At 42.0% G+C, this 17,779-nt stretch carries 20 protein-coding genes; 9 read left to right on the top strand and 11 right to left on the bottom strand.

Translation table 11 applies throughout. From position 1 onward, the window contains the following. Positions 1–41 precede the first annotated feature (41 nt). The 5 genes from AC3ISE_RS03215 to AC3ISE_RS03195 all read right to left on the bottom strand — a co-directional run bounded on the left by AC3ISE_RS03215 (position 42) and on the right by AC3ISE_RS03195 (position 5,348). Positions 42–1,010 carry an ABC transporter ATP-binding protein gene (locus AC3ISE_RS03215; protein WP_489223024.1) on the bottom strand — a complete coding sequence of 323 codons (969 nt, stop codon included), beginning with the start codon at positions 1,008–1,010 and terminating at the stop codon, positions 42–44. Then, positions 991–1,992: an ABC transporter ATP-binding protein gene (locus AC3ISE_RS03210; RefSeq protein WP_133313377.1), complete on the bottom strand. Its 1,002-nt coding sequence runs from the start codon at positions 1,990–1,992 to the stop codon at positions 991–993. The genes AC3ISE_RS03215 and AC3ISE_RS03210 overlap by 20 nt, the downstream gene beginning before the upstream one ends. Before the next feature lie 339 nt (positions 1,993–2,331). Next, a complete protein-coding gene (locus AC3ISE_RS03205) occupies positions 2,332–4,053 on the bottom strand; it encodes an ABC transporter ATP-binding protein (protein ID WP_489224252.1) in 1,722 nt (573 codons plus the stop codon). 366 nt (positions 4,054–4,419) lie between these two features. After that, entirely contained in the window at positions 4,420–4,950 is a 531-nt protein-coding gene (ntdP, locus tag AC3ISE_RS03200; protein WP_133313127.1) for a nucleoside tri-diphosphate phosphatase, read from the bottom strand. 143 nt (positions 4,951–5,093) lie between these two features. Continuing rightward, positions 5,094–5,348 (bottom strand): YgaB family protein, encoded by a 255-nt coding sequence (locus AC3ISE_RS03195; RefSeq protein WP_489223023.1) that lies wholly within the window; start codon positions 5,346–5,348, stop codon positions 5,094–5,096. Between the two features lie 230 nt (positions 5,349–5,578). Between AC3ISE_RS03195 and AC3ISE_RS03190 the strand changes: the two genes are divergently transcribed. Beyond that, complete coding sequence (locus AC3ISE_RS03190; RefSeq protein ID WP_489223022.1) at positions 5,579–6,130, top strand: methyltransferase family protein; 552 nt, start codon at positions 5,579–5,581, stop codon at positions 6,128–6,130. A 21-nt stretch (positions 6,131–6,151) separates the two neighbouring features. Beyond that, entirely contained in the window at positions 6,152–7,660 is a 1,509-nt protein-coding gene (locus AC3ISE_RS03185) for a phytoene desaturase family protein (protein WP_489223021.1), read from the top strand. A gap of 923 nt (positions 7,661–8,583) precedes the next feature. Here AC3ISE_RS03185 and AC3ISE_RS03180 read toward each other — a convergent pair. Both AC3ISE_RS03180 and fabL read right to left on the bottom strand, forming a co-directional pair. Next, positions 8,584–8,772 carry a gamma-type small acid-soluble spore protein gene (locus AC3ISE_RS03180; protein ID WP_489223020.1) on the bottom strand — a complete coding sequence of 63 codons (189 nt, stop codon included), beginning with the start codon at positions 8,770–8,772 and terminating at the stop codon, positions 8,584–8,586. 105 nt (positions 8,773–8,877) lie between these two features. After that, complete coding sequence (fabL, locus tag AC3ISE_RS03175; RefSeq protein WP_430006539.1) at positions 8,878–9,630, bottom strand: enoyl-[acyl-carrier-protein] reductase FabL; 753 nt, start codon at positions 9,628–9,630, stop codon at positions 8,878–8,880. 88 nt (positions 9,631–9,718) lie between these two features. Here fabL and AC3ISE_RS03170 point away from each other — a divergent pair, with 88 nt between their 5' ends. After that, positions 9,719–9,943, top strand: coding sequence for a hypothetical protein (locus AC3ISE_RS03170; protein ID WP_133313133.1), 225 nt, complete (start codon positions 9,719–9,721; stop codon positions 9,941–9,943). Positions 9,944–10,316: 373 nt separating this feature from the next. Here the strand turns inward: AC3ISE_RS03170 and mutY are convergent, their stop codons facing one another. Continuing rightward, positions 10,317–11,417 carry an A/G-specific adenine glycosylase gene (mutY, locus tag AC3ISE_RS03165; protein WP_489223019.1) on the bottom strand — a complete coding sequence of 367 codons (1,101 nt, stop codon included), beginning with the start codon at positions 11,415–11,417 and terminating at the stop codon, positions 10,317–10,319. Between the two features lie 255 nt (positions 11,418–11,672). Here mutY and AC3ISE_RS03160 point away from each other — a divergent pair, with 255 nt between their 5' ends. Beyond that, a complete protein-coding gene (locus tag AC3ISE_RS03160; protein WP_489223018.1) occupies positions 11,673–12,653 on the top strand; it encodes a metal-dependent hydrolase in 981 nt (326 codons plus the stop codon). Positions 12,654–12,754: 101 nt separating this feature from the next. On the opposite strand, the gene AC3ISE_RS03155 is transcribed toward AC3ISE_RS03160, so the two are convergent. Then, positions 12,755–13,024 (bottom strand): YfhJ family protein, encoded by a 270-nt coding sequence (locus AC3ISE_RS03155; protein WP_070879724.1) that lies wholly within the window; start codon positions 13,022–13,024, stop codon positions 12,755–12,757. Between the two features lie 113 nt (positions 13,025–13,137). Between AC3ISE_RS03155 and AC3ISE_RS03150 the strand changes: the two genes are divergently transcribed. Continuing rightward, complete coding sequence (locus AC3ISE_RS03150) at positions 13,138–13,302, top strand: small, acid-soluble spore protein K (protein ID WP_070879723.1); 165 nt, start codon at positions 13,138–13,140, stop codon at positions 13,300–13,302. 30 nt (positions 13,303–13,332) lie between these two features. Further along, the gene (locus AC3ISE_RS03145; protein ID WP_083328407.1) at positions 13,333–13,491 is read left to right on the top strand and encodes a YpzG family protein; all 159 of its coding nucleotides are present in this window, start codon (positions 13,333–13,335) and stop codon (positions 13,489–13,491) included. Between the two features lie 39 nt (positions 13,492–13,530). Here AC3ISE_RS03145 and AC3ISE_RS03140 read toward each other — a convergent pair whose 3' ends face one another. Then, entirely contained in the window at positions 13,531–13,869 is a 339-nt protein-coding gene (locus AC3ISE_RS03140; RefSeq protein WP_489223017.1) for a YfhH family protein, read from the bottom strand. Between the two features lie 69 nt (positions 13,870–13,938). Here AC3ISE_RS03140 and AC3ISE_RS03135 point away from each other — a divergent pair, with 69 nt between their 5' ends. Further along, a complete protein-coding gene (locus AC3ISE_RS03135) occupies positions 13,939–14,610 on the top strand; it encodes an SDR family NAD(P)-dependent oxidoreductase (RefSeq protein WP_489223016.1) in 672 nt (223 codons plus the stop codon). 4 nt (positions 14,611–14,614) lie between these two features. On the opposite strand, the gene recX is transcribed toward AC3ISE_RS03135, so the two are convergent. Beyond that, entirely contained in the window at positions 14,615–15,424 is an 810-nt protein-coding gene (gene recX / locus AC3ISE_RS03130) for a recombination regulator RecX (protein ID WP_489223015.1), read from the bottom strand. A 111-nt stretch (positions 15,425–15,535) separates the two neighbouring features. Here recX and AC3ISE_RS03125 point away from each other — a divergent pair, with 111 nt between their 5' ends. Next, positions 15,536–16,438, top strand: coding sequence for a TIGR01777 family oxidoreductase (locus AC3ISE_RS03125; RefSeq protein WP_489223014.1), 903 nt, complete (start codon positions 15,536–15,538; stop codon positions 16,436–16,438). A gap of 24 nt (positions 16,439–16,462) precedes the next feature. Next, positions 16,463–17,590 carry an amidohydrolase gene (locus AC3ISE_RS03120; RefSeq protein WP_489223013.1) on the top strand — a complete coding sequence of 376 codons (1,128 nt, stop codon included), beginning with the start codon at positions 16,463–16,465 and terminating at the stop codon, positions 17,588–17,590. Positions 17,591–17,779: the final 189 nt, after the last annotated feature.

Here is a 17,779-nt window from a genome sequence, read left to right as displayed (position 1 = left end):
CCTATTTCCTATTTATCAATCTATCAATCACATCTGTGCCATTATTGATATAAATGGCACGCGACATAATGACCTTCTTTTACTTCAGTCCATTCGGGCTTTTTCACTTTGCATGGTTCAAAGCACGCAGGACATCTCGTATGAAAAGCACATCCTTTAGGCGGATCAGACGGACTAGGAAGATCGCCTTTTAAAACAATCTGTTCTTTAACTGCCTCAGGATCCGGCAGAGGCACGGCTGAGAGCAGCGCTTTTGTATAAGGATGCAATGGTTCAGCGTACACCCTCTCGCTCTCTGCAAGCTCTACTAAACTTCCCAAATACATCACTCCAAGCCTGTCGCTGATGTGGCGAACGACTCCGAGGTCATGGGAAATGAAAATATACGTTAATGAAAATTCCTTTTGCAGGTCTTTTAATAGATTCAGAATTTGAGATTGAATGGAAACATCAAGAGCAGAAACGGGTTCATCTGCAATGATCAGCTTCGGATTCGTCATCAGTGCTCTTGCAATCCCAATTCTTTGGCGCTGTCCTCCGCTGAACTGATGGGGATACCTTTTGCCGTATGCTTCATCAAGCCCGACAATTTTCAGCATCGTTTTTACTTTTTGCCTGCGCTGTTCCTTGTTTCCTATTTTATGTACGATAAGCGGCTCTTCAAGAATACGCTCAACCGTCATTCTCGGATTAAGTGATGCATAAGGGTCCTGAAAGACCATCTGCAGCTCCCGCCTCATCTTTCTCATCTCTTTTGGAGACTTGGTGAGCAGCTGTTCTTCCTGAAAAGAAACCGAACCTTCTGTAGCCTCAATCAGTTTCAGCAGAAGCCGTCCCATAGTTGACTTTCCGCAGCCGGATTCACCGACGATTCCAAGTGTTTCTCCTTCATATACTTCAAAAGACAAATCATTTACTGCCTTGACCGCACCGACTTTTCTGCCAAACACGCCGCCATTAATCGGAAAATGCTTTGACAGCTTATCCACTTTAAGCAAAGGCTTCGTCATGCTGAATTGCCTCCTCTCGTGCCAGAAAGCATCTTGATTGATGGGAATTCTCTAACTTGTACAGCGGCGGTGCATCATTCAGGCACTCAGCCATTGCATACTCACAGCGGCCTGCAAACAGACATCCTTGCTGAACAGTGCCAGGGCGCGGCACCTGCCCTGAAATGGAATATAATCTGTCATTTTTATGCCGGATATCCGGAACTGATTTCATAAGCCCTTTTGTATAAGGATGCTTTGGATTTTTAAAGATCGTTTTAACGCTTCCCTCTTCCACGACTTGTCCTGCATACATGACCATGACGCGGTCGCACATTTCCGCTACTACACCAAGATCATGTGTGATAAAGACAATGGACGTTTCAAGCTTTTGATTGAGGTCTTTCATTAATTTCAATATTTGTGCTTGAATCGTTACATCCAGTGCAGTTGTCGGCTCATCCGCAATCAGCACCTTGGGATCACAAATCATTGCCATCGCAATCATGACACGCTGCCTCATACCCCCTGAGAGCTGATGGGGATATTCCCCGTATAACTCTTCAGGTCTCGGCAGTCCGACAAGCTTCAGAATTTGAATAACCCTGTCCTTTGCCTGTTTTTTAGTCAAATTCTGATGAACACGGAGAGACTCTTCAAGCTGGTTGCCTATTTTAAATAATGGATTAAGTGAGGTCATTGGCTCCTGAAAGACCATCGCAATTTCATTTCCGCGCATTTTTCGGAGTGATTTTTCATTCAGCTTCAGAAGATCCTTTCCTTGAAACAATACTTCTCCTGTAAGCTTAGATGTTTTCTTTGGCAATAACCCCATAATCGAAAGCGAAGTCACACTTTTTCCGCATCCCGATTCTCCTACGATTCCTAACACTTCTCCCTTATGTACGTCAAAGCGAATCGAGTCCACAACTCGCGTTTCTTCTTTGCTTTGCATAAATGTGATGCTTAAATCTCTGATTTCCAGTATTTTTTCCCGTGACAGACCGCTCACCCCCAGTGAGGATACTCTTTTACCAACACCTTAAAAACATATGATGCCGGATCATCCCCTATGCTCTCTCTTGATATTTCTGTAAGATACTATTCAAAATACAAAAAAATTGGATATGTACAAATTATAGACTAAAAATTCTAAATATTAAAATAGTTCTTTGTGCCTAAATAGTTTTATTGCATTACATTAATAAAGTGATTATGTTAATTAAACTCGTGTCTTTTTAATCATAAAAAATAAGCAATCCAGAAAGGATTGCTTATTTTTACTTATTATGGAATTCAATTTGCCTAAAAAAGTGATTTTATTATGATAGAAAAACATGGTCTAATCTAATTGCTGAATTTGGAAGAGAGAATAATAATGGCCTTGTTTCTCCATTAGTTCCGCATGAGTTCCCTGTTCTGCAATTTTCCCGTTTTCTACGACAACAATTTTATCAGCATGGGTAATCGTTGATAGACGATGAGCTACGATAAACGTAGTCCTGTCTTCAGCAAGCTTCTCAAGCGCTTCCTGTATGAGATGCTCACTTTCCAGATCAAGGGCAGATGTCGCTTCATCGAGTACAAGAATAGGCGGATTCTTTAAGAATACTCTTGCAATCGCAAGTCTTTGTTTTTGACCGCCGGAAAGTTTAACGCCGCGTTCACCGACTTTCGTATCATAGCCTTCTGGAAAACCTAAAATGAAGTCATGCGCATTTGCTGCTCTTGCCGCTTCAAACACTTCTTCATCCGACGCTCCAGGCTTGCCGATCAGAATATTTTCTTTGACGGACTGGCTGAATAAAAATGTATCCTGCAGCACCATGCCAATTTGATCTCTCAGGCTTTGCGCACGATAGTCTCTAATATCTGTTCCATCAAGAAGAATGCGTCCTTCCGAAACATCGTAAAAACGCGGAATTAAGCTGATGAAGGTCGATTTTCCGCCTCCGCTCATTCCAACCAAGGCAACCGTTTCCCCTCTGTTCACTTTTAACGAGACATGATCAAGGATCATCGGTTCTTTCTCCTCATATTTGAACGACACTTCTTCAAATTCAATTGTGCCATTTACCGCTTTGGCTTCAATCGCATTTGGTTTGTCTGTAATATCATACTTTTCATCAATCAGTTCAAATACACGGTCCATAGATGCAAGGGCCTGAGTAAGGGTGGTTGATGAAGTAACAAGACGTCTTAGCGGATTATACAGCTGATCAATATAAGCAATAAATGCTACCATTGTCCCAACTGTCATGTTCCCATGAATAACCTGATAAGCCGCAAATGAAATAACAAGCAGCGGGGCAACATCCGTAATAGTATTCACAACGGCAAACGTCTTCGCATTCCAGCTTGTATGGTCGAGCGCTTTCGTTAAAAAGTTATGGTTTTCTTTATCAAATTCTGCCTGCTCATGATCTTCAATGGCAAAACTGCGGATGACAGGCATCCCCTGTACCCGCTCATGAAGATGTCCCTGAACCTGTGCCAAGGCTTGAGAGCGGACTCTGGTCAAATGTCTCAGCTTCCCGTAAAAGTATTTAACCGAAAAGCCGTAAAGAGGAAACAGAATAATGGAAACAAGCGTAAGCTTGATATCCATAGTAAACATGATAATCACTGCAATCACGATTGTAAAAATATCCAGCCATACGTTCATCAGACCGGTGATGACAAAGTTTTTCGTTTGTTCAACATCGTTAATGATCCTGGAGATAATTTCTCCCGCTCTTGTGTTTGCGTAGTAGCGGAGACTGAGCTTTTGCAGATGGGTAAACAGGCTGTCCCTTATATCATAGAGGATCTTGCTCCCTGTCCATTGTGCAAAATATTGACGGTAATATTCAATTGGCGGTCTGACGATTAGGAAGATGGCAAACATGATTCCCATGATTGTCAGCAGCTTTGCCGTTTTTTCATCTGCTGACATTTTTCCGCCTAATATGTCATCGACTACATACTTAAGCAGCAGCGGTGTTAATAAAGGAATAGAGAATTTGATAATTCCGATAAGGATCGTTCCTGCAATTTGCAATTTATAAGGTTTGACGAATTTCATGTAGCGCTTTACAGAACTCAAGGGCCTTGTCTCCCCCTTTCTTTTTCTATGCTCTTTTCGTAAACATTTTTGTTTTAGTTAAACCGCTCTCTTCAAATGGCTCTGTATCTTCAAATTTAAGGAAAAGAGCACGACTGAGAACTTGACGCGTGAGGAATATCTTTACGCTAAGCAACAAGTAATGCAAACAGCTTTTTCTATTTTGCGCGGAGCAGAACATCTCATACGTCCCGCTGCTTCACCTGAAAAACTAAAAAAAATCCCGGCAAAAAGAATAAGCCTGTTTATCAAACAGGCTTTCAGGTTAAACATCCCCGAATCTGCTATCTATGTGCTGTACTTCAGGAAGTGTGAACTGACAACAAATCATTTTACATGTGTTAAATAACGTTCATACCACTCATCGATAAATTCCGCCGAGAACGGTCCTTTTTGCTGTCTGATCCAGCGCAGCAGTTTTTCAAGGTTGCTCTTCAAAATCAAATCGATGACATCAGGATAATTCATTTTTTTACGGTGATATTCGTATTCATCTTCATCTAAGATGATATAGGTCATATCAGGAAAAATTTTAACATCAAGGTCATAATCTATGTATTTCAGCGCTTCATCGTCCCAAGCGAATGGCGAGCTTATGTTGCAATAATAATATATGCCGTCTTCCCGGATCATCCCTATTACGTTAAACCAGTACTTTGTATGAAAGTAACAAATCGCAGGTTCACGGGTAATCCATGTGCGGCCATCAGATTCTGTCACAACTGTACGGTCATTTCCGCCGATAATACAATGCTGACTAGCCTTTAATACGGTTGTTTCATCCCAAATTCTGTGAATATGCCCATCATGTTTGTAACTATGAATTTGTATGTTATCTCCTTCCTTGGGAAATCCCATTTTACTCCCCTACTTTCCGTATCGCCGCTTTGCTGAAAGGGCAAAGGTCTTCAATTATTTGTTTTTACTATTATACCGTTTGCAGGAAAAAAAAGAAAATAAAAGAGCCGCCCTGAGGTTGGCAGACTCTTAAGAAAACCTATTTATTTATGTATCGGCTCCGCAGCTTGATATGAACGGATAACGTCTTCTGTCTGCTTTTCAAACACCTTCTGAATCATATGCAGCTCATCCTTCATAAAATGAATCTCAGACTCAATCTCCTTGCATTGTATTTCATCAGGAAGATTGTTCAGCTGCTCTTTTAACTCCTGGCATCTCTCAATTTCGGACTGCAGGCTCAGCAGCTTCTCCATCGTCTGGAGCTGATTGCCGACTAATTGATCAAATTCTTTCAATCTAATGACACCTCTCTCTTCCGTCCTGGTGATTTGTACACGTATTATTTCTTCTCTGCTAATGAATTTCCTTTGACTTTATATGTTGAGGAATAAGAGGTTTTGTCGGATGTGTAAATCTGGCCTTACAGCACATTGAAATTCCTGATTTTGGTTTGTATCGATTAAAATGAGGGAAACGTTAAACAGTCTGAATTTTCCCAATAACACTAAGGCGGTGCACGTTCATCTTGAATTCCCTTTTATTTTTAATCATCACTGTCATTTGGATCGCTGAATTCATCCTTTACCGCAACAGGGGATTCACAGAAGAAGAAACAAAAGAGAAGCGCTCTTACTCCTTTATCTTATTTGTTTTCGCTTCAACGATTTTAAGTGCGGTCTTAATGAAAGAATGGGGAATATTTTACTGGGAAAATACCTTTATTCAATTAATTGGACTAATGCTTTATTCGCTTGGGGTTTTATTAAGGTACTGGGGGATTGGCCACCTGCGTCAGCAATTTACACGGCATGTATCCGTTCGCGTCAGCGACGAGCTTGTAAGCTCTGGTCCATACAGGCGGCTTAGACATCCGCTTTATACCGGGCTTTTGCTGATCATTATCGGGATTTGTCTTTCTCTCGGCAATATTGTCCTTGCAATTGTTGGCGGATCTGCCGGAGCATTCAGCTTAATTCAAAGGATCCGAATTGAAGAAAGAATGCTCATTAAAGCATATGGAGAGGAATACCGGAGCTGGGCAAAAAAAAGATATAGGCTCTTTCCCCCTATTTATTAACCATTAACAGGAGGTGCTGGAATGATCAATCAAAAAAAGAAAGCTATCGTAATCGGAGCAGGGCTTGGAGGAATGTCTGCTGCAATTCGACTGTCTGCAGATGGATATGATGTGACTGTACTTGAGAAAAACAGCAATGTTGGAGGAAAACTAAATCGCCGCTCCGGCAAAGGATTCACTTTCGATACAGGCCCTTCTATTTTAACGATGCCCTGGGTGCTCGAGCAGCTTTTCAGAAGTGTAAACAGGCACTTGGAAGACTACATAACAGTTGAACGGGTAGAGCCTCAATGGCGCACGTTTTTTGAAGACGGCACAAAAATTGATGTTTCAAGCGACCTTCCGACAATGATAGCAGAAATGGCAAAGGTATCTAAGGAGCCACATGGCAACCTGAGCGGCCTTCTTTCCTACAGTGAAAAAATGTATGATCTTTGTTTGAAAAGTTTTTATAAATTCAGCCTTGAAGATTTAAAGGATTTAAAGAAACACCACACTCTGAAGGATTTAATGGCAATGGATCCCCTCAGCACCGTTGCAGACGGAACTGAAAAGCACCTGGACAGCAAGTATCTGCAGCAGCTGTTCAATTTCTTCGTGATGTATGTCGGATCTAATCCTTATTCCGCACCGGCCATCCTTAATCAGCTGATTTATGTGCAGCTCGGTCTTGGCATTCACTATGTAAAAGGCGGCATGTACGGAATTGCTGAAGGGATGCTGAAGGTAATGGATGAGCTTAGAATTGAAGTCAAAACCAATACCCCTGTAGCTTGCCTGGAGCTGGATGGAAAAACAGTTAAAGGCGTCATGACGGAGAATGGGGATGTTTATCATGCAGATGTTGTTATTTCCAACTTAGAGGCAATCCCCGCATACCGCCATCTTGCTCCTTCAACAGGAGAAGTTAAAAAAGAAATTAAAAAATTGGGCAAAACCTTTTTTCCAAGTGTTTCCGGCTTAGTGCTGCTGCTTGGGACAGACCGCAAATTTGATGATTTGAAGCATCATAATTTCTTTTTCTCTGAGGATCCGGAAAAAGAATTTCAGCAAATATTCGATCAGGGGGTGCCGGCTGATGACCCGACGATTTATATCGGTATTTCTTCAAGATCTGACGCAAGCCAGGCTCCGGAAGGAAAAGACAACCTGTTCGTCCTTACCCACGTCCCTCCTTTAAAGGAAGGAGCTAAAACAAGCTTTGATTGGGAAGAGTACCGGGAACTCGTCTTAAACAAACTTGAACGCATGGGCATGAAAGACCTGCGAAAATCAATTGAATTTGAATACCGCTTCACTCCAGAGGACCTTGAGGAGCTATATGGACCAAATGGCGGTTCAATCTACGGGGTCGCTTCTGATAAAAAGAAAAACAGCGGATTTAAAATTCCTGCAAAGAGCGATATTTATGAAGGATTGTATTTTGTTGGAGGATCGACTCACCCAGGGGGCGGAGTTCCAATGGTTACATTGTCAGGCCAGCTTACAGCTGATCTGATCAAGAAGAATGAGCTTGCTACTGTGAAATAGGAGATTTTGTGCACTGGATGCCGTGTTGCCTTTAGGGGTGATGCGGTGTTTTTTTGTGGGTTTAAATGTTTTCGGATTTGCTCGGTTGCTTAAATCACGATTAGATCACTTTAGCCTGACTCGCTCTTTTGGGAAGTGCTCCAAACTCCAGATTAGAACACTTTAGCCTGATCCGCCCATTCGTGAAGTGTTCCAAACTCATGATTAGAACACATAAGTCTGATCTGATCATTCGTGAAGTGTTCCATACTCACGATTAGATCACTTTAGTCTGATCCGCTCATTCGTGAAGTGCTCCATACTCACGATTAGATCACTTTAGCCTGTCACGCTCTTTCGTGAAGTGTTCCATACTCTCGATTAGATCACTTTAGACTGACTCGCTCTTTCGTAAAGTGTTCCATACTCACGATTAGTACACTTAAGTCTGATCCGCTCATTCGTGAAGTGTTCCATACTCACGATTAGTACACTTTAGCCTGTCATGCTCTTTCGTAAAGTGTTCCAAACTCACGATTAGATCACTTTAGTCTGACTCGCTCTTTCGTGAAGTGTTCCAAACTCACGATTAGATCACTTTAGCCTGACTCGCTCTTTCGTAAAGTGCTCCAAACTCACGATTAGTACACTTTAGCCTGACTCGCTCTTTCGTGAAGTGTTCCAAACTCACGATTAGATCACTTTAGACTGACTCGCTCTTTTGGGAAGTGCTCCAAACTCACGATTAGATCACTTTAGACTGACTCGCTCTTTCGAGAAGTGTTCCAAACTCACGATTAGAACACTTCATCCCCTCTTCCCCTTCTGGAAAGTGCTCTTAAACACATTAGAACACTGTACCACCTGCGCTTTTACCACATATAAAAAAAGACACCTCTCCACACAAGGGAGAAGTGTCTCTTTTCGTTTTTTAAACGGTTTGATTATGAGTTTTGGTTCTTTTTAGCTTCAGCTTGCTGGTTGTATTTCTTTACGTGTTGAGCATCAGTTTCGCTAGCGAACTCAGCTCCGAATTGTTGTTGACCTTGCGCAGCTTGAGCGTTTTGTTGTTTCACGTGTTGTACGCTAGTGCCAGATTGAGTTTTGTTTGGTTGTTGTTGATTGTTTGCCATGTTTATCACCTCCACGAAATTTATCATGTCCCGGAGGTGAAATTAATATCCAAAGGTTTTTAAAATTTTTTTGATTTTGTTCAACCCTATGACAGACCGCTGATTTTACATCAGAAGTGAACGTCCGCCATCGACGATGATGGTCTGTCCTCTAATCATGGATGCCTGGTCTGAAACGAGAAATTCAACTGCATCAACCATATCTTCCATATCCACCATGCGCCCTGCAGGTGTCATTCTTTTCGCATCCGCAAGCAGTTCTTCCCGGTTTGGAAAATGCTTCAGTGCTTCTGTATCAACAGCTCCTCCTGAAACAGCATTGACAACAATGTTTTTGGATGCAAGCTCGACTGCCAAGTAACGTGTCAAAGATTCAAGTGCAGCCTTCGATACTCCAACTGTTGTGTAATTTTCAAGAACGCGGATTGAACCTAATGAGCTGATGCTGACAATCGTTCCGCCGCCATTTTTCTCCATTCTCTTCGCAGCTTCCTGAGCGCAGAATAAAAGGGCCTTGCTGTTGATATCCATTGTCCAGTCCCAGTGGCTTTCTTCAAGTTCCATTAGTGGTCTTAATACCCCTGATGCAGCATTGTTTACAAATATATCTAAACGGCCGAAGGTTTCATCTATCTCGGCAAACATGTCTTTTATCTTTTCAGGTTTTCCTACGTTTGCTTTTACTACAAGGGCCTTTACGCCAAGCGCTTCAATTTCTTCCGCTGTTTGAAGTGCCGCACCTTTGCTTCTGGCATAATTGATGACGATATTGTACCCCTGTTTAGCAAGACGGAGAGCGATTGCTTTCCCTATTCCCCGGCTGCTTCCTGTAATTAGAGCTGTTTTGTTCTGGTTCATTTTTACATCTCCTTATTGGCTGTTAATCGTATAGTTGCCTTTATTGTATCAAACAATAGGACAAGCGAGTAGTAGAGGAGGATTGCTTATGTATGTAGGCCGTGATATGACTGAATTATCCATGATGTCCATCCACGAGTGGAAGGATAGTGAATTAGCTTACTTCCATCATGGACTTCAGCAAATGATGCCATACTTAAACGCCGAAGGACAAACAATACACCGAGAGATCATTCAGGAAATTGAAGAACGCGGCGGTTTAAATCGCAATGAAGCTGATTACACACATGGGACTAAAATAAGCTATGATTAATAAGAAAAGCGGAATCGCCCGTTTAGCTCCGACAGACAGACAAGGATCCGGCTGAAAAGGCGCTTTTTGCCTTTACAGACGGAGCCGTTCTGGCCGAGGAGTTGGGCGATGGAGCTAGACACCAAGAAAAGCGGAGCCGACTGTTCAGACCCGACAGACAGATAAGAAATCACCCGAAAAGTCCGGTTTTGACTTTTTGGGGGATTTTGTTCTGGCCGAGGGGCTAGGAGGCGGAGCTAGACAGCGCAAAATTTCATCTCTTCTCATCTCTAAAAATCGGCCGGAATCAGGCCGGTTTTGTGTATTTTAGGCTTCTTTGAAAGTTTCGGGCTCATTTTTCTGAGATTGCTTCCTTTCTCACTATGAGCTGTTTCTACTGTTCATTCGTTTGCAGCGACATCTGATAAATCTTCTGATGTGAAACAGGAAATGCGTATCTCTGCATTTCAGTTTCTGTCACTTTTACAAGATGTTTATAGCTGCTGCCGGGCTTTAGCTGACCAGCGTAGACGGAAATGTTCCAGACTAAATGTGAAAAGACATGCTGAATGGTGCCTGTCAGCGGCTCTAGCTCAACTTCTGTCTCATATTCTTCACGAAGAAAAGAAACAAGCTGCTCTTTTTGTGAGACGATGTCTATGTTTGTTTCACAGTTTGGGAATTCCCATAAATTAGCTAGCAGACCAGATGAATTGCGCTTATGAATGTAGTAATGGCCTTCTTCATCTTTCAGGACTGCAGCTGCCATAGTAATTTGCTTAGGCTTTTTCTTTTTGCTTTTGACAGGGAGCTCCCTTTGCACTCCTTCATGGAACGCGTGGCAATGCTCTCTCACAGGACACATCAGACAGGACGGGGATGCAGGTGTGCAGATGATTGCTCCAAGCTCCATTAATGCCTGATTAAATTCTGATGGCTGTTCCTTTGAAATAACCTCATATAGAATGTTTTCAAAAATTTTGCGTGTTTTCGGCTTTGCGATATCCTCCCATATAGATAGAATGCGTGACATGACTCTCATCACGTTTCCATCCACCGCAGGCTCCGGCACGTTATAGGCAATGCTCAAAATGGCTCCTTTTGTATAAGGACCCACCCCTTTTAGTTTACTGATCTCCTCTGGTGTATCAGGAACGATTCCGCCGTAGCTGCTCACAACCTCTTTTACAGCCGAATGCAGGTTGCGGACTCTCGAATAATAGCCAAGCCCCTCCCACGCTTTCAGAACATCTTCTTCGTCGGCCTCAGCCAAGGCTTCAAGCGTCGGGAATTTCTCTGTGAAGGCAAGAAAATACGGAATGACTGTATCTACTCTTGTCTGTTGAAGCATAATTTCAGAAACCCATATTTTATAAGGATCCTGATTAAGTCTCCAGGGCAGGTCTCTTTTCTCAAGCAAATACCAGGAGATTAAATCTTTTCTAAAATCTTCTATATTCAATGAATGTAGATTTTTATCAATTGAGTCGAGCATATTTAAATATCCTCCGCATGTTATTTTTATAGGAAATTTGGGAAAATAAATGGTAGGCTTTCCTTTGAGTTTTAACAAGTATAAAAATTTTACGCTTTCTTAGTACAACTAAAAAATCATACAGCATTCGCCGCAAATAAAAAAGGGCAGGCATGCCTTCTCACAAAAACCATAAAAATCAGTAATGTATCCCATAAAATAAAGGGATGGGAAAACCTTATTTCATCATATGATTGTGACAGGAGGTTTTAATGAGTGGATACAGGCACACATGTTGTGATGGGGATTGCTCTCGGCGGGCTTGCAACACTTGATCCGGCAGTGGGCGCAGATCCTGTGACTGCACAGGCCGTTATGATCGGAGCCATCGCAGGGTCTCAGGCGCCAGATCTTGATACCATATTAAAGTTCAGAAACAACGCTAAATATATTCGCAATCACCGGGGCATCACTCACTCGATACCCGCTGTAATTCTTTGGTCCGTGCTGATTACTGCATTATTGTACTGGATCTTTCCGGGAGCTGATTTGCTGCATTTAGCTATATGGACCTCAGTCGCTGTCGTTCTTCATGTGTTTGTTGATATTTTCAATGCATACGGAACCCAGGCACTGCGTCCATTTTCACAAAAGTGGATCGCCCTTGGCATGATCAATACCTTTGATCCCTTTTTGTTCTTTATTTATACAGCAGGCATTGTCGTATGGATATTTGGAGCACCGGCCGGCTACACATTTTTAACAGTATTTATTGTTGCGTTCGGGTATTACATTCTTCGCTTTATCATGAAAAGAAGGATTGTCCATAAGATCCATAAAAAATATGGCGATGTTGAAAAAATCATTATTTCTCCGACGATGAGATTCAGAAGATGGCGCATCGCGATTATTTCAAAAAACCATTATTATGTTGGACGATCACATAATGATGAATTGACAATCCTTGATGAATATGACCGTGTTCCCGTGCCTCAAACGGACATCATTCAGGCTGCGGAACAGGATGAAAACATCTCCGCATTTCTGTCTTTTTCACCCGTTTACAGGTGGGAGGTTGACGAATATACAGACCATTACGAGGTGAAATTCATTGACTTGCGCTACCGGAGCAAAGGCCATTATCCCTTTGTTGCCATCGTTCAGCTCGATCAGGATTTAAACATCGTAAGCTCGTATACAGGCTGGATATTCAGTGAGGAAAAGCTCAGAAAGAAATTGGATTTATTGCCTGATTGAACTACCCTCCACTTACTCGCTAACGCTCCTTGAAGTGGTGGATTCCTAAGTACAGAATGAAGTTCACGATAAAAAACTTGGCTACATTGCAGCCAAGTTTTTTAATGCAGCAAATGATCTTCATCATTCAGCAAATGCTTATATTTAGGATTTGTTGCTAAAAACTCATGCAAATGCTCACCGTAGTTGGTGATCCACTGCGTCACAATTTTCTCTGTGACATTTTTGCCGCGGTATTTTTCGCCGGCCTTGGCGTAGGTTGCTTCAAAATCCTCCCAAAGAAGTTCGATCCAGGTCCGGGCTTTTTCATAGCTTAGGGACGGATTTTTTTCCATCAGCAATTTGGTTAAACGTTCATAATAAGTTTCCATTTTTCATCACCTCGAGGCATTGATTCACTGCTTATAGTTTTAGCTTCAGCATCACATACTATAAATACGCTTCAGTAATTGAAGCTATTTTAAACCCATTGGAGGTCATACGCATGCGGAATAAAGCAAAAGACTTTCCGATTCAATCCAGCAACAAGTTCGAGGGTGAACCTAGAGCAAAAGACGATTTCGCCTCAAAACGGGCAAATGGGACAATCAACACGAACCCGCAGGAAAGAATGAGAGCTTCAGGCGAACGCAATGATATTGGTTCTTGATTTTGCACAAATTTTGCGGAGGTGCTTATAGTGGGTTCAAACCATAAAAAGTTCTACAACAACAGAAGTGCAAATCCGTTTCAGCAGCCTTGGGCCAATCCTAAGCATGCACATGCTCAGGTTAATGGACAGACACAGCAAACCCAAGACTTGATTATATTAGAAGCTCAAACAAGAAAAAGATCTTAGCTTTTCAAGGTATAACGAATCATACTGAATGATCCAGGTTCAGTGTGGTTCGTTTTCATTCTTTTTTTGTCCGAGCATTGAAATAGGAAGACCTTCTTCTTCATCTGGAGTTTGCAGACGATATCCCCAGGCAAATACTCCATTCATGTAGGAGATTTTAAAAAATGTTCCTGGCGCCCCTTCTATTTCATAGATCTCTCCCGGCAAAAAGCTGTCCGGATTCAGCAAATAGGCTTGTGCCATTGTAATTTTACGGTCTAATACAGCGAATTCATTTATCATTCCTAACTGTTCCGCTTTACGGGCTTTCTCGCGCAGCAGGGCAATTTCGGTTTTTAATTCATATTCAGACAGGGTGCTGTAGCGTTTTGTCTGCAAAATGATCATCCTTTCGCATTTCAGTCAATTAAGTATAGAATATTAGTATGATTCAGAAGGAGTGAGCCAATGTCAGCTATCGTTGTTACAGGAGCCGGTTCAGGGCTGGGGCGAGCACTCGCTCTTCAGTACAGCAAAGATTTTAATGAAATTATTTTAATCGGGAGAAATCATGAACGGCTTCAGCAAACAAAAGACATCCTGCAGCAAACGCGGGAGCTTGAAGTGTCTACATATACCGTGAATGTCCAAAATCAAAATGAAGTTGAATCATTATGCACATCATTGTTCACAAAGCATGATACAGCTGCCCTTATCAATAATGCTGGTGTAGGCCACTTTGGCCCTGTCACTTCATTATCAGGTGATGAGATCAGTGAAATGCTCGACACAAATGTAAAAGGCACCATTTTTTTATCTCAGGCTTTTATTAAAGAGTTTCAGAAAAAAGGGAAAGGCAAAATCTTAAACATCATCTCAACCGCCGGACTGCGCGGCAAGGTGAACGAAAGTGTGTATGTCGCATCTAAATTCGCCGTCAGGGGTTTTACAGATAGTCTTGTAAAAGAGCTGGACGGAACTGGCATTACCATTGCCGGAGCTTACATGGGCGGCATGGATACACCTTTTTGGGACAACAATGATCACATTAAAGATAAATCCCGTCTGAAATCTCCGGAAGATATCGCAGAAAAAATTTATCGCCTTGATGACGGCAGAGCAGAAATCATTGTAGAGTAGGATATCAATCCTGCTCTTCTTCGTTTAAATAGCGATCGATGATTTCAATCGAGAAACCCTTTCTGTATAAAGCCTGCTTCATTTTCATTTTATATTGCGCCTGAGCTCCTTTGGCATACTTCCTTTTCAGTTTTTCTGCCTGAATCACAAGAGAATTCCACTCTTCATCATCATTATTTTCATACATTAACTCTTCTTTTACAATAGAGATAACATCATAACTGAAGCCTTTTCTCATCAGGGTCTGTTCCACTTTTTGCTTAATCTGCACTGTGGAGATCTTCGTTTCTTTCCGGACCACTTTTTCAGCATGAACCATCGCTTGTTCCACTTGATCTTCTTTTGAATACTGCTGAAGGGCTTTTTCAGCCGTGTCCTTGCTGATGCCTTTTAATGAAAGTTCCTGCTTCATCACTCCAGGTCCCTTTCCGCCGGTTTTCCAGTGCGTGCGGATATAAGCGTCTGCAAACTCTTCATCGTTTACATATTTATAGTGGCGAAGCTGGTGCATCACTTCAGAGACAACAGCTTCCGGGTACTCTTTTTTCAGCAGCATGTCCGCTACTTCTTTTTCTGAACGCATTCTGAACCCTAAATATTCGATTGCTTTATTAAAAGCTTTTTTTACCGAATCCCCATATTGAATTTCAAGGATTTCCATCTCATCCAGTTCAAGGCCCTTTTTAAGGCCGAATTTCAAGAGAACATTTTGATCGACGCTGAATGCGAATTTCTCGCCGCTTCCGTCATTTAAAAATACATTAAAACGCTCTTCACTGCTTTTTTGAGCGGTTATTTTCGATATAGTTGGCATATTTACACCTCATCCTCATCTTATCATAATTCGCCTTCAGAACATTTAAAAAAGGATTATCAGGGTTTGATTGTTAAATTATAAGGATAGAGAATAACAAGGAGTGATACGATGAAAATTGCGATTGCTGGAGGAACCGGTTTTGTAGGAAAAAAGCTCACGGCCTACCTTTTAGAAAACAGTAACGAAGTGCTGATTTTAAGCAGAACGAAAAAAGAAAGCACGAAACCTGGGCTTAAGTACGTTGAATGGATGACTGAAGGCGCAGCTCCCGAACGGGAATTGGAAGGAATAAATGCTTTCATTAACCTTGCAGGAAAATCAATCAATGACCGCTGGACTGAAGAATCAAAAAAACAGATTGTGGAAAGCCGCGTCAAAACAACTCGTGAAGTCTACAGAATCATTGACACTCTGAAAAAAAAGCCTGAGGTGCTGATAAACGCCAGCGCGGTCGGAATTTACGGAACTTCTGAAGAAGAAACATTTACAGAGGATTCCCGTCCAAATGCATCAGACTTCCTTTCTGAAACCGTCATCAAATGGGAGAAGGAAGCAGCAAAAATTTCCAAGCTTGGGGTGCGGACGGTATTTACCCGCTTTGGCATTATTTTAGGAGAAAAAGGCGCACTTCCTTCTATTGTACTGCCTTATAAATTATTTGCAGGAGGAACGGTTGGCTCCGGCACACAATGGCTGTCATGGATTCATATAAATGATGTAGTGAAACTTATTCACTTTTTGCTTCATAAAAAAACGATTGAAGGTCCTGTGAATGCAGCATCTCCAAACCCTGTTCAAATGAAGGATTTCGGAAAAACGGTTGCCAAAGTGCTGCACCGCCCTCATTGGGTTCCTGCTCCAAGCTTCGCTTTAAAACTGGCACTCGGGGAAAAAAGCATTCTAGTTCTTGAAGGACAGCGCGTGATCCCAAAAGTCGCACTTGAAAATCATTTTCAATTTTCACATCCAGTGCTTGAAGAAGCTCTATCTGACATATTAAAATCCACATAAGGACACTCAGAATAGGAGTTTATCATGGACAGCTTTTTATTTAAGAATGCAACCATATATCCCATTACATCAAAAACACTTTATCAATCCGACCTCCTAGTTTCAGGAGGCAAAATAAAGGCAATCGGCAAACATCTGCCTTGCCCTGAAGGAACGCAAGTCATTGACTGCAAAGAGCAATTTTTGTTCCCCGGATTTATTGATGTTCATACACATCTCGGTCTTTACGATGAAGGAACAGGCTGGGCAGGGAATGATGCCAATGAAACCATAGAAGTGCTCTCTCCTCATATTCGTGCTCTTGACGGAGTTCATCCACTTGATCAGGGCTTTAAGGATGCCGTTCAATACGGGATAACTACCGTTCATATCATGCCCGGAAGTGCAAATGTGATTGGAGGCACAACATCTGTCATTAAAACTCATGGCGTGAATATTAAGGACATGATCGTTGTTGAAACGGCAGCTTTAAAAATCGCACTTGGCGAAAATCCAAAACGCATTCACAGTCACGGCAATAAAGACTCCATTACGAGAATGGGCATCATGGGGATGCTCAGAGAAGCTTTTTATAACGCAAAGTTCGGCAAAGATGCGGATGATTTCAGATCGATTCCCATCCGCAAAGTGCTGAATCGGGAAATACCTGTCCGCATTCATGCTCACCGGGCAGATGATATCCTCTCAGCAATACGGTTCGCCGAAGAATTTAATCTTGATTTCAGAATTGAACATTGTACAGAAGGACATCTGATTGCCGATGAATTCATCGGAAAAAATATTAAGGTGAGCGTAGGTCCAACGCTTACAAGAAGATCCAAAATTGAGCTTAAAAATAAAAGCTGGCTTACGTATCAGGCATTGGCAGACCGCGGCGTTGAAGTTTCCATTACAACAGACCATCCATACACGCCAATTCAGTATTTAAATGTTGTGGCATCCATCGCCGTAAGAGAAGGTTTTGATGAAAAATTGGCCATGGAAGCTATAACGATTACCGCTGCAAAAAACTTATTAATTGACGACCGGGCCGGGAGTCTTGAAATAGGAAAAGATGCTGACATAGTCCTATGGAATCATCACCCATTTCACTACCTCGCAAAGCCCGGCCTGACAATGATTGACGGGAAAATCGTCTTTCAAAAAACCTGAATTTTCCTGCCTGAAACAGGTGCAAATTATGGCATAAAAAAATGTGCTCAAATTCATAAAAAATTAACAAAAAAAATTGTTTCATTTTGAAAAAAAATCGAGTATGATACGAGAGGAAAGAGTAATAAGCTAGAAAAGCGGAAGCGCCCGTTCAGCTCCGGCAGTCAAATAAGAAATCACCCGAAAAGT

Source organism: Metabacillus sp. KH_069, from assembly GCF_057838075.1.
Note: the sequence above shows the minus strand (reverse complement) of the source record. Positions and strands in the feature narration are given on the sequence as shown.

What these genes read in the sequence shown, in the direction of transcription:
- AC3ISE_RS03215 (WP_489223024.1), bottom strand. Translation starts at nt 1,010, where the DNA reads ATGACGAAGCCTTTGCTTAAAGTGGATAAGCTGTCAAAGCATTTTCCG.
- AC3ISE_RS03125 (WP_489223014.1), top strand. Translation starts at nt 15,536, where the DNA reads ATGAAAATTGCGATTGCTGGAGGAACCGGTTTTGTAGGAAAAAAGCTC.
- AC3ISE_RS03185 (WP_489223021.1), top strand. Translation starts at nt 6,152, where the DNA reads ATGATCAATCAAAAAAAGAAAGCTATCGTAATCGGAGCAGGGCTTGGA.
- mutY (WP_489223019.1), bottom strand. Translation starts at nt 11,417, where the DNA reads ATGCTCGACTCAATTGATAAAAATCTACATTCATTGAATATAGAAGAT.
- recX (WP_489223015.1), bottom strand. Translation starts at nt 15,424, where the DNA reads ATGCCAACTATATCGAAAATAACCGCTCAAAAAAGCAGTGAAGAGCGT.
- AC3ISE_RS03150 (WP_070879723.1), top strand. Translation starts at nt 13,138, where the DNA reads ATGCGGAATAAAGCAAAAGACTTTCCGATTCAATCCAGCAACAAGTTC.
- AC3ISE_RS03155 (WP_070879724.1), bottom strand. Translation starts at nt 13,024, where the DNA reads ATGGAAACTTATTATGAACGTTTAACCAAATTGCTGATGGAAAAAAAT.
- ntdP (WP_133313127.1), bottom strand. Translation starts at nt 4,950, where the DNA reads ATGGGATTTCCCAAGGAAGGAGATAACATACAAATTCATAGTTACAAA.
- AC3ISE_RS03180 (WP_489223020.1), bottom strand. Translation starts at nt 8,772, where the DNA reads ATGGCAAACAATCAACAACAACCAAACAAAACTCAATCTGGCACTAGC.
- fabL (WP_430006539.1), bottom strand. Translation starts at nt 9,630, where the DNA reads ATGAACCAGAACAAAACAGCTCTAATTACAGGAAGCAGCCGGGGAATA.
- AC3ISE_RS03120 (WP_489223013.1), top strand. Translation starts at nt 16,463, where the DNA reads ATGGACAGCTTTTTATTTAAGAATGCAACCATATATCCCATTACATCA.
- AC3ISE_RS03135 (WP_489223016.1), top strand. Translation starts at nt 13,939, where the DNA reads ATGTCAGCTATCGTTGTTACAGGAGCCGGTTCAGGGCTGGGGCGAGCA.
- AC3ISE_RS03205 (WP_489224252.1), bottom strand. Translation starts at nt 4,053, where the DNA reads ATGAAATTCGTCAAACCTTATAAATTGCAAATTGCAGGAACGATCCTT.
- AC3ISE_RS03170 (WP_133313133.1), top strand. Translation starts at nt 9,719, where the DNA reads ATGTATGTAGGCCGTGATATGACTGAATTATCCATGATGTCCATCCAC.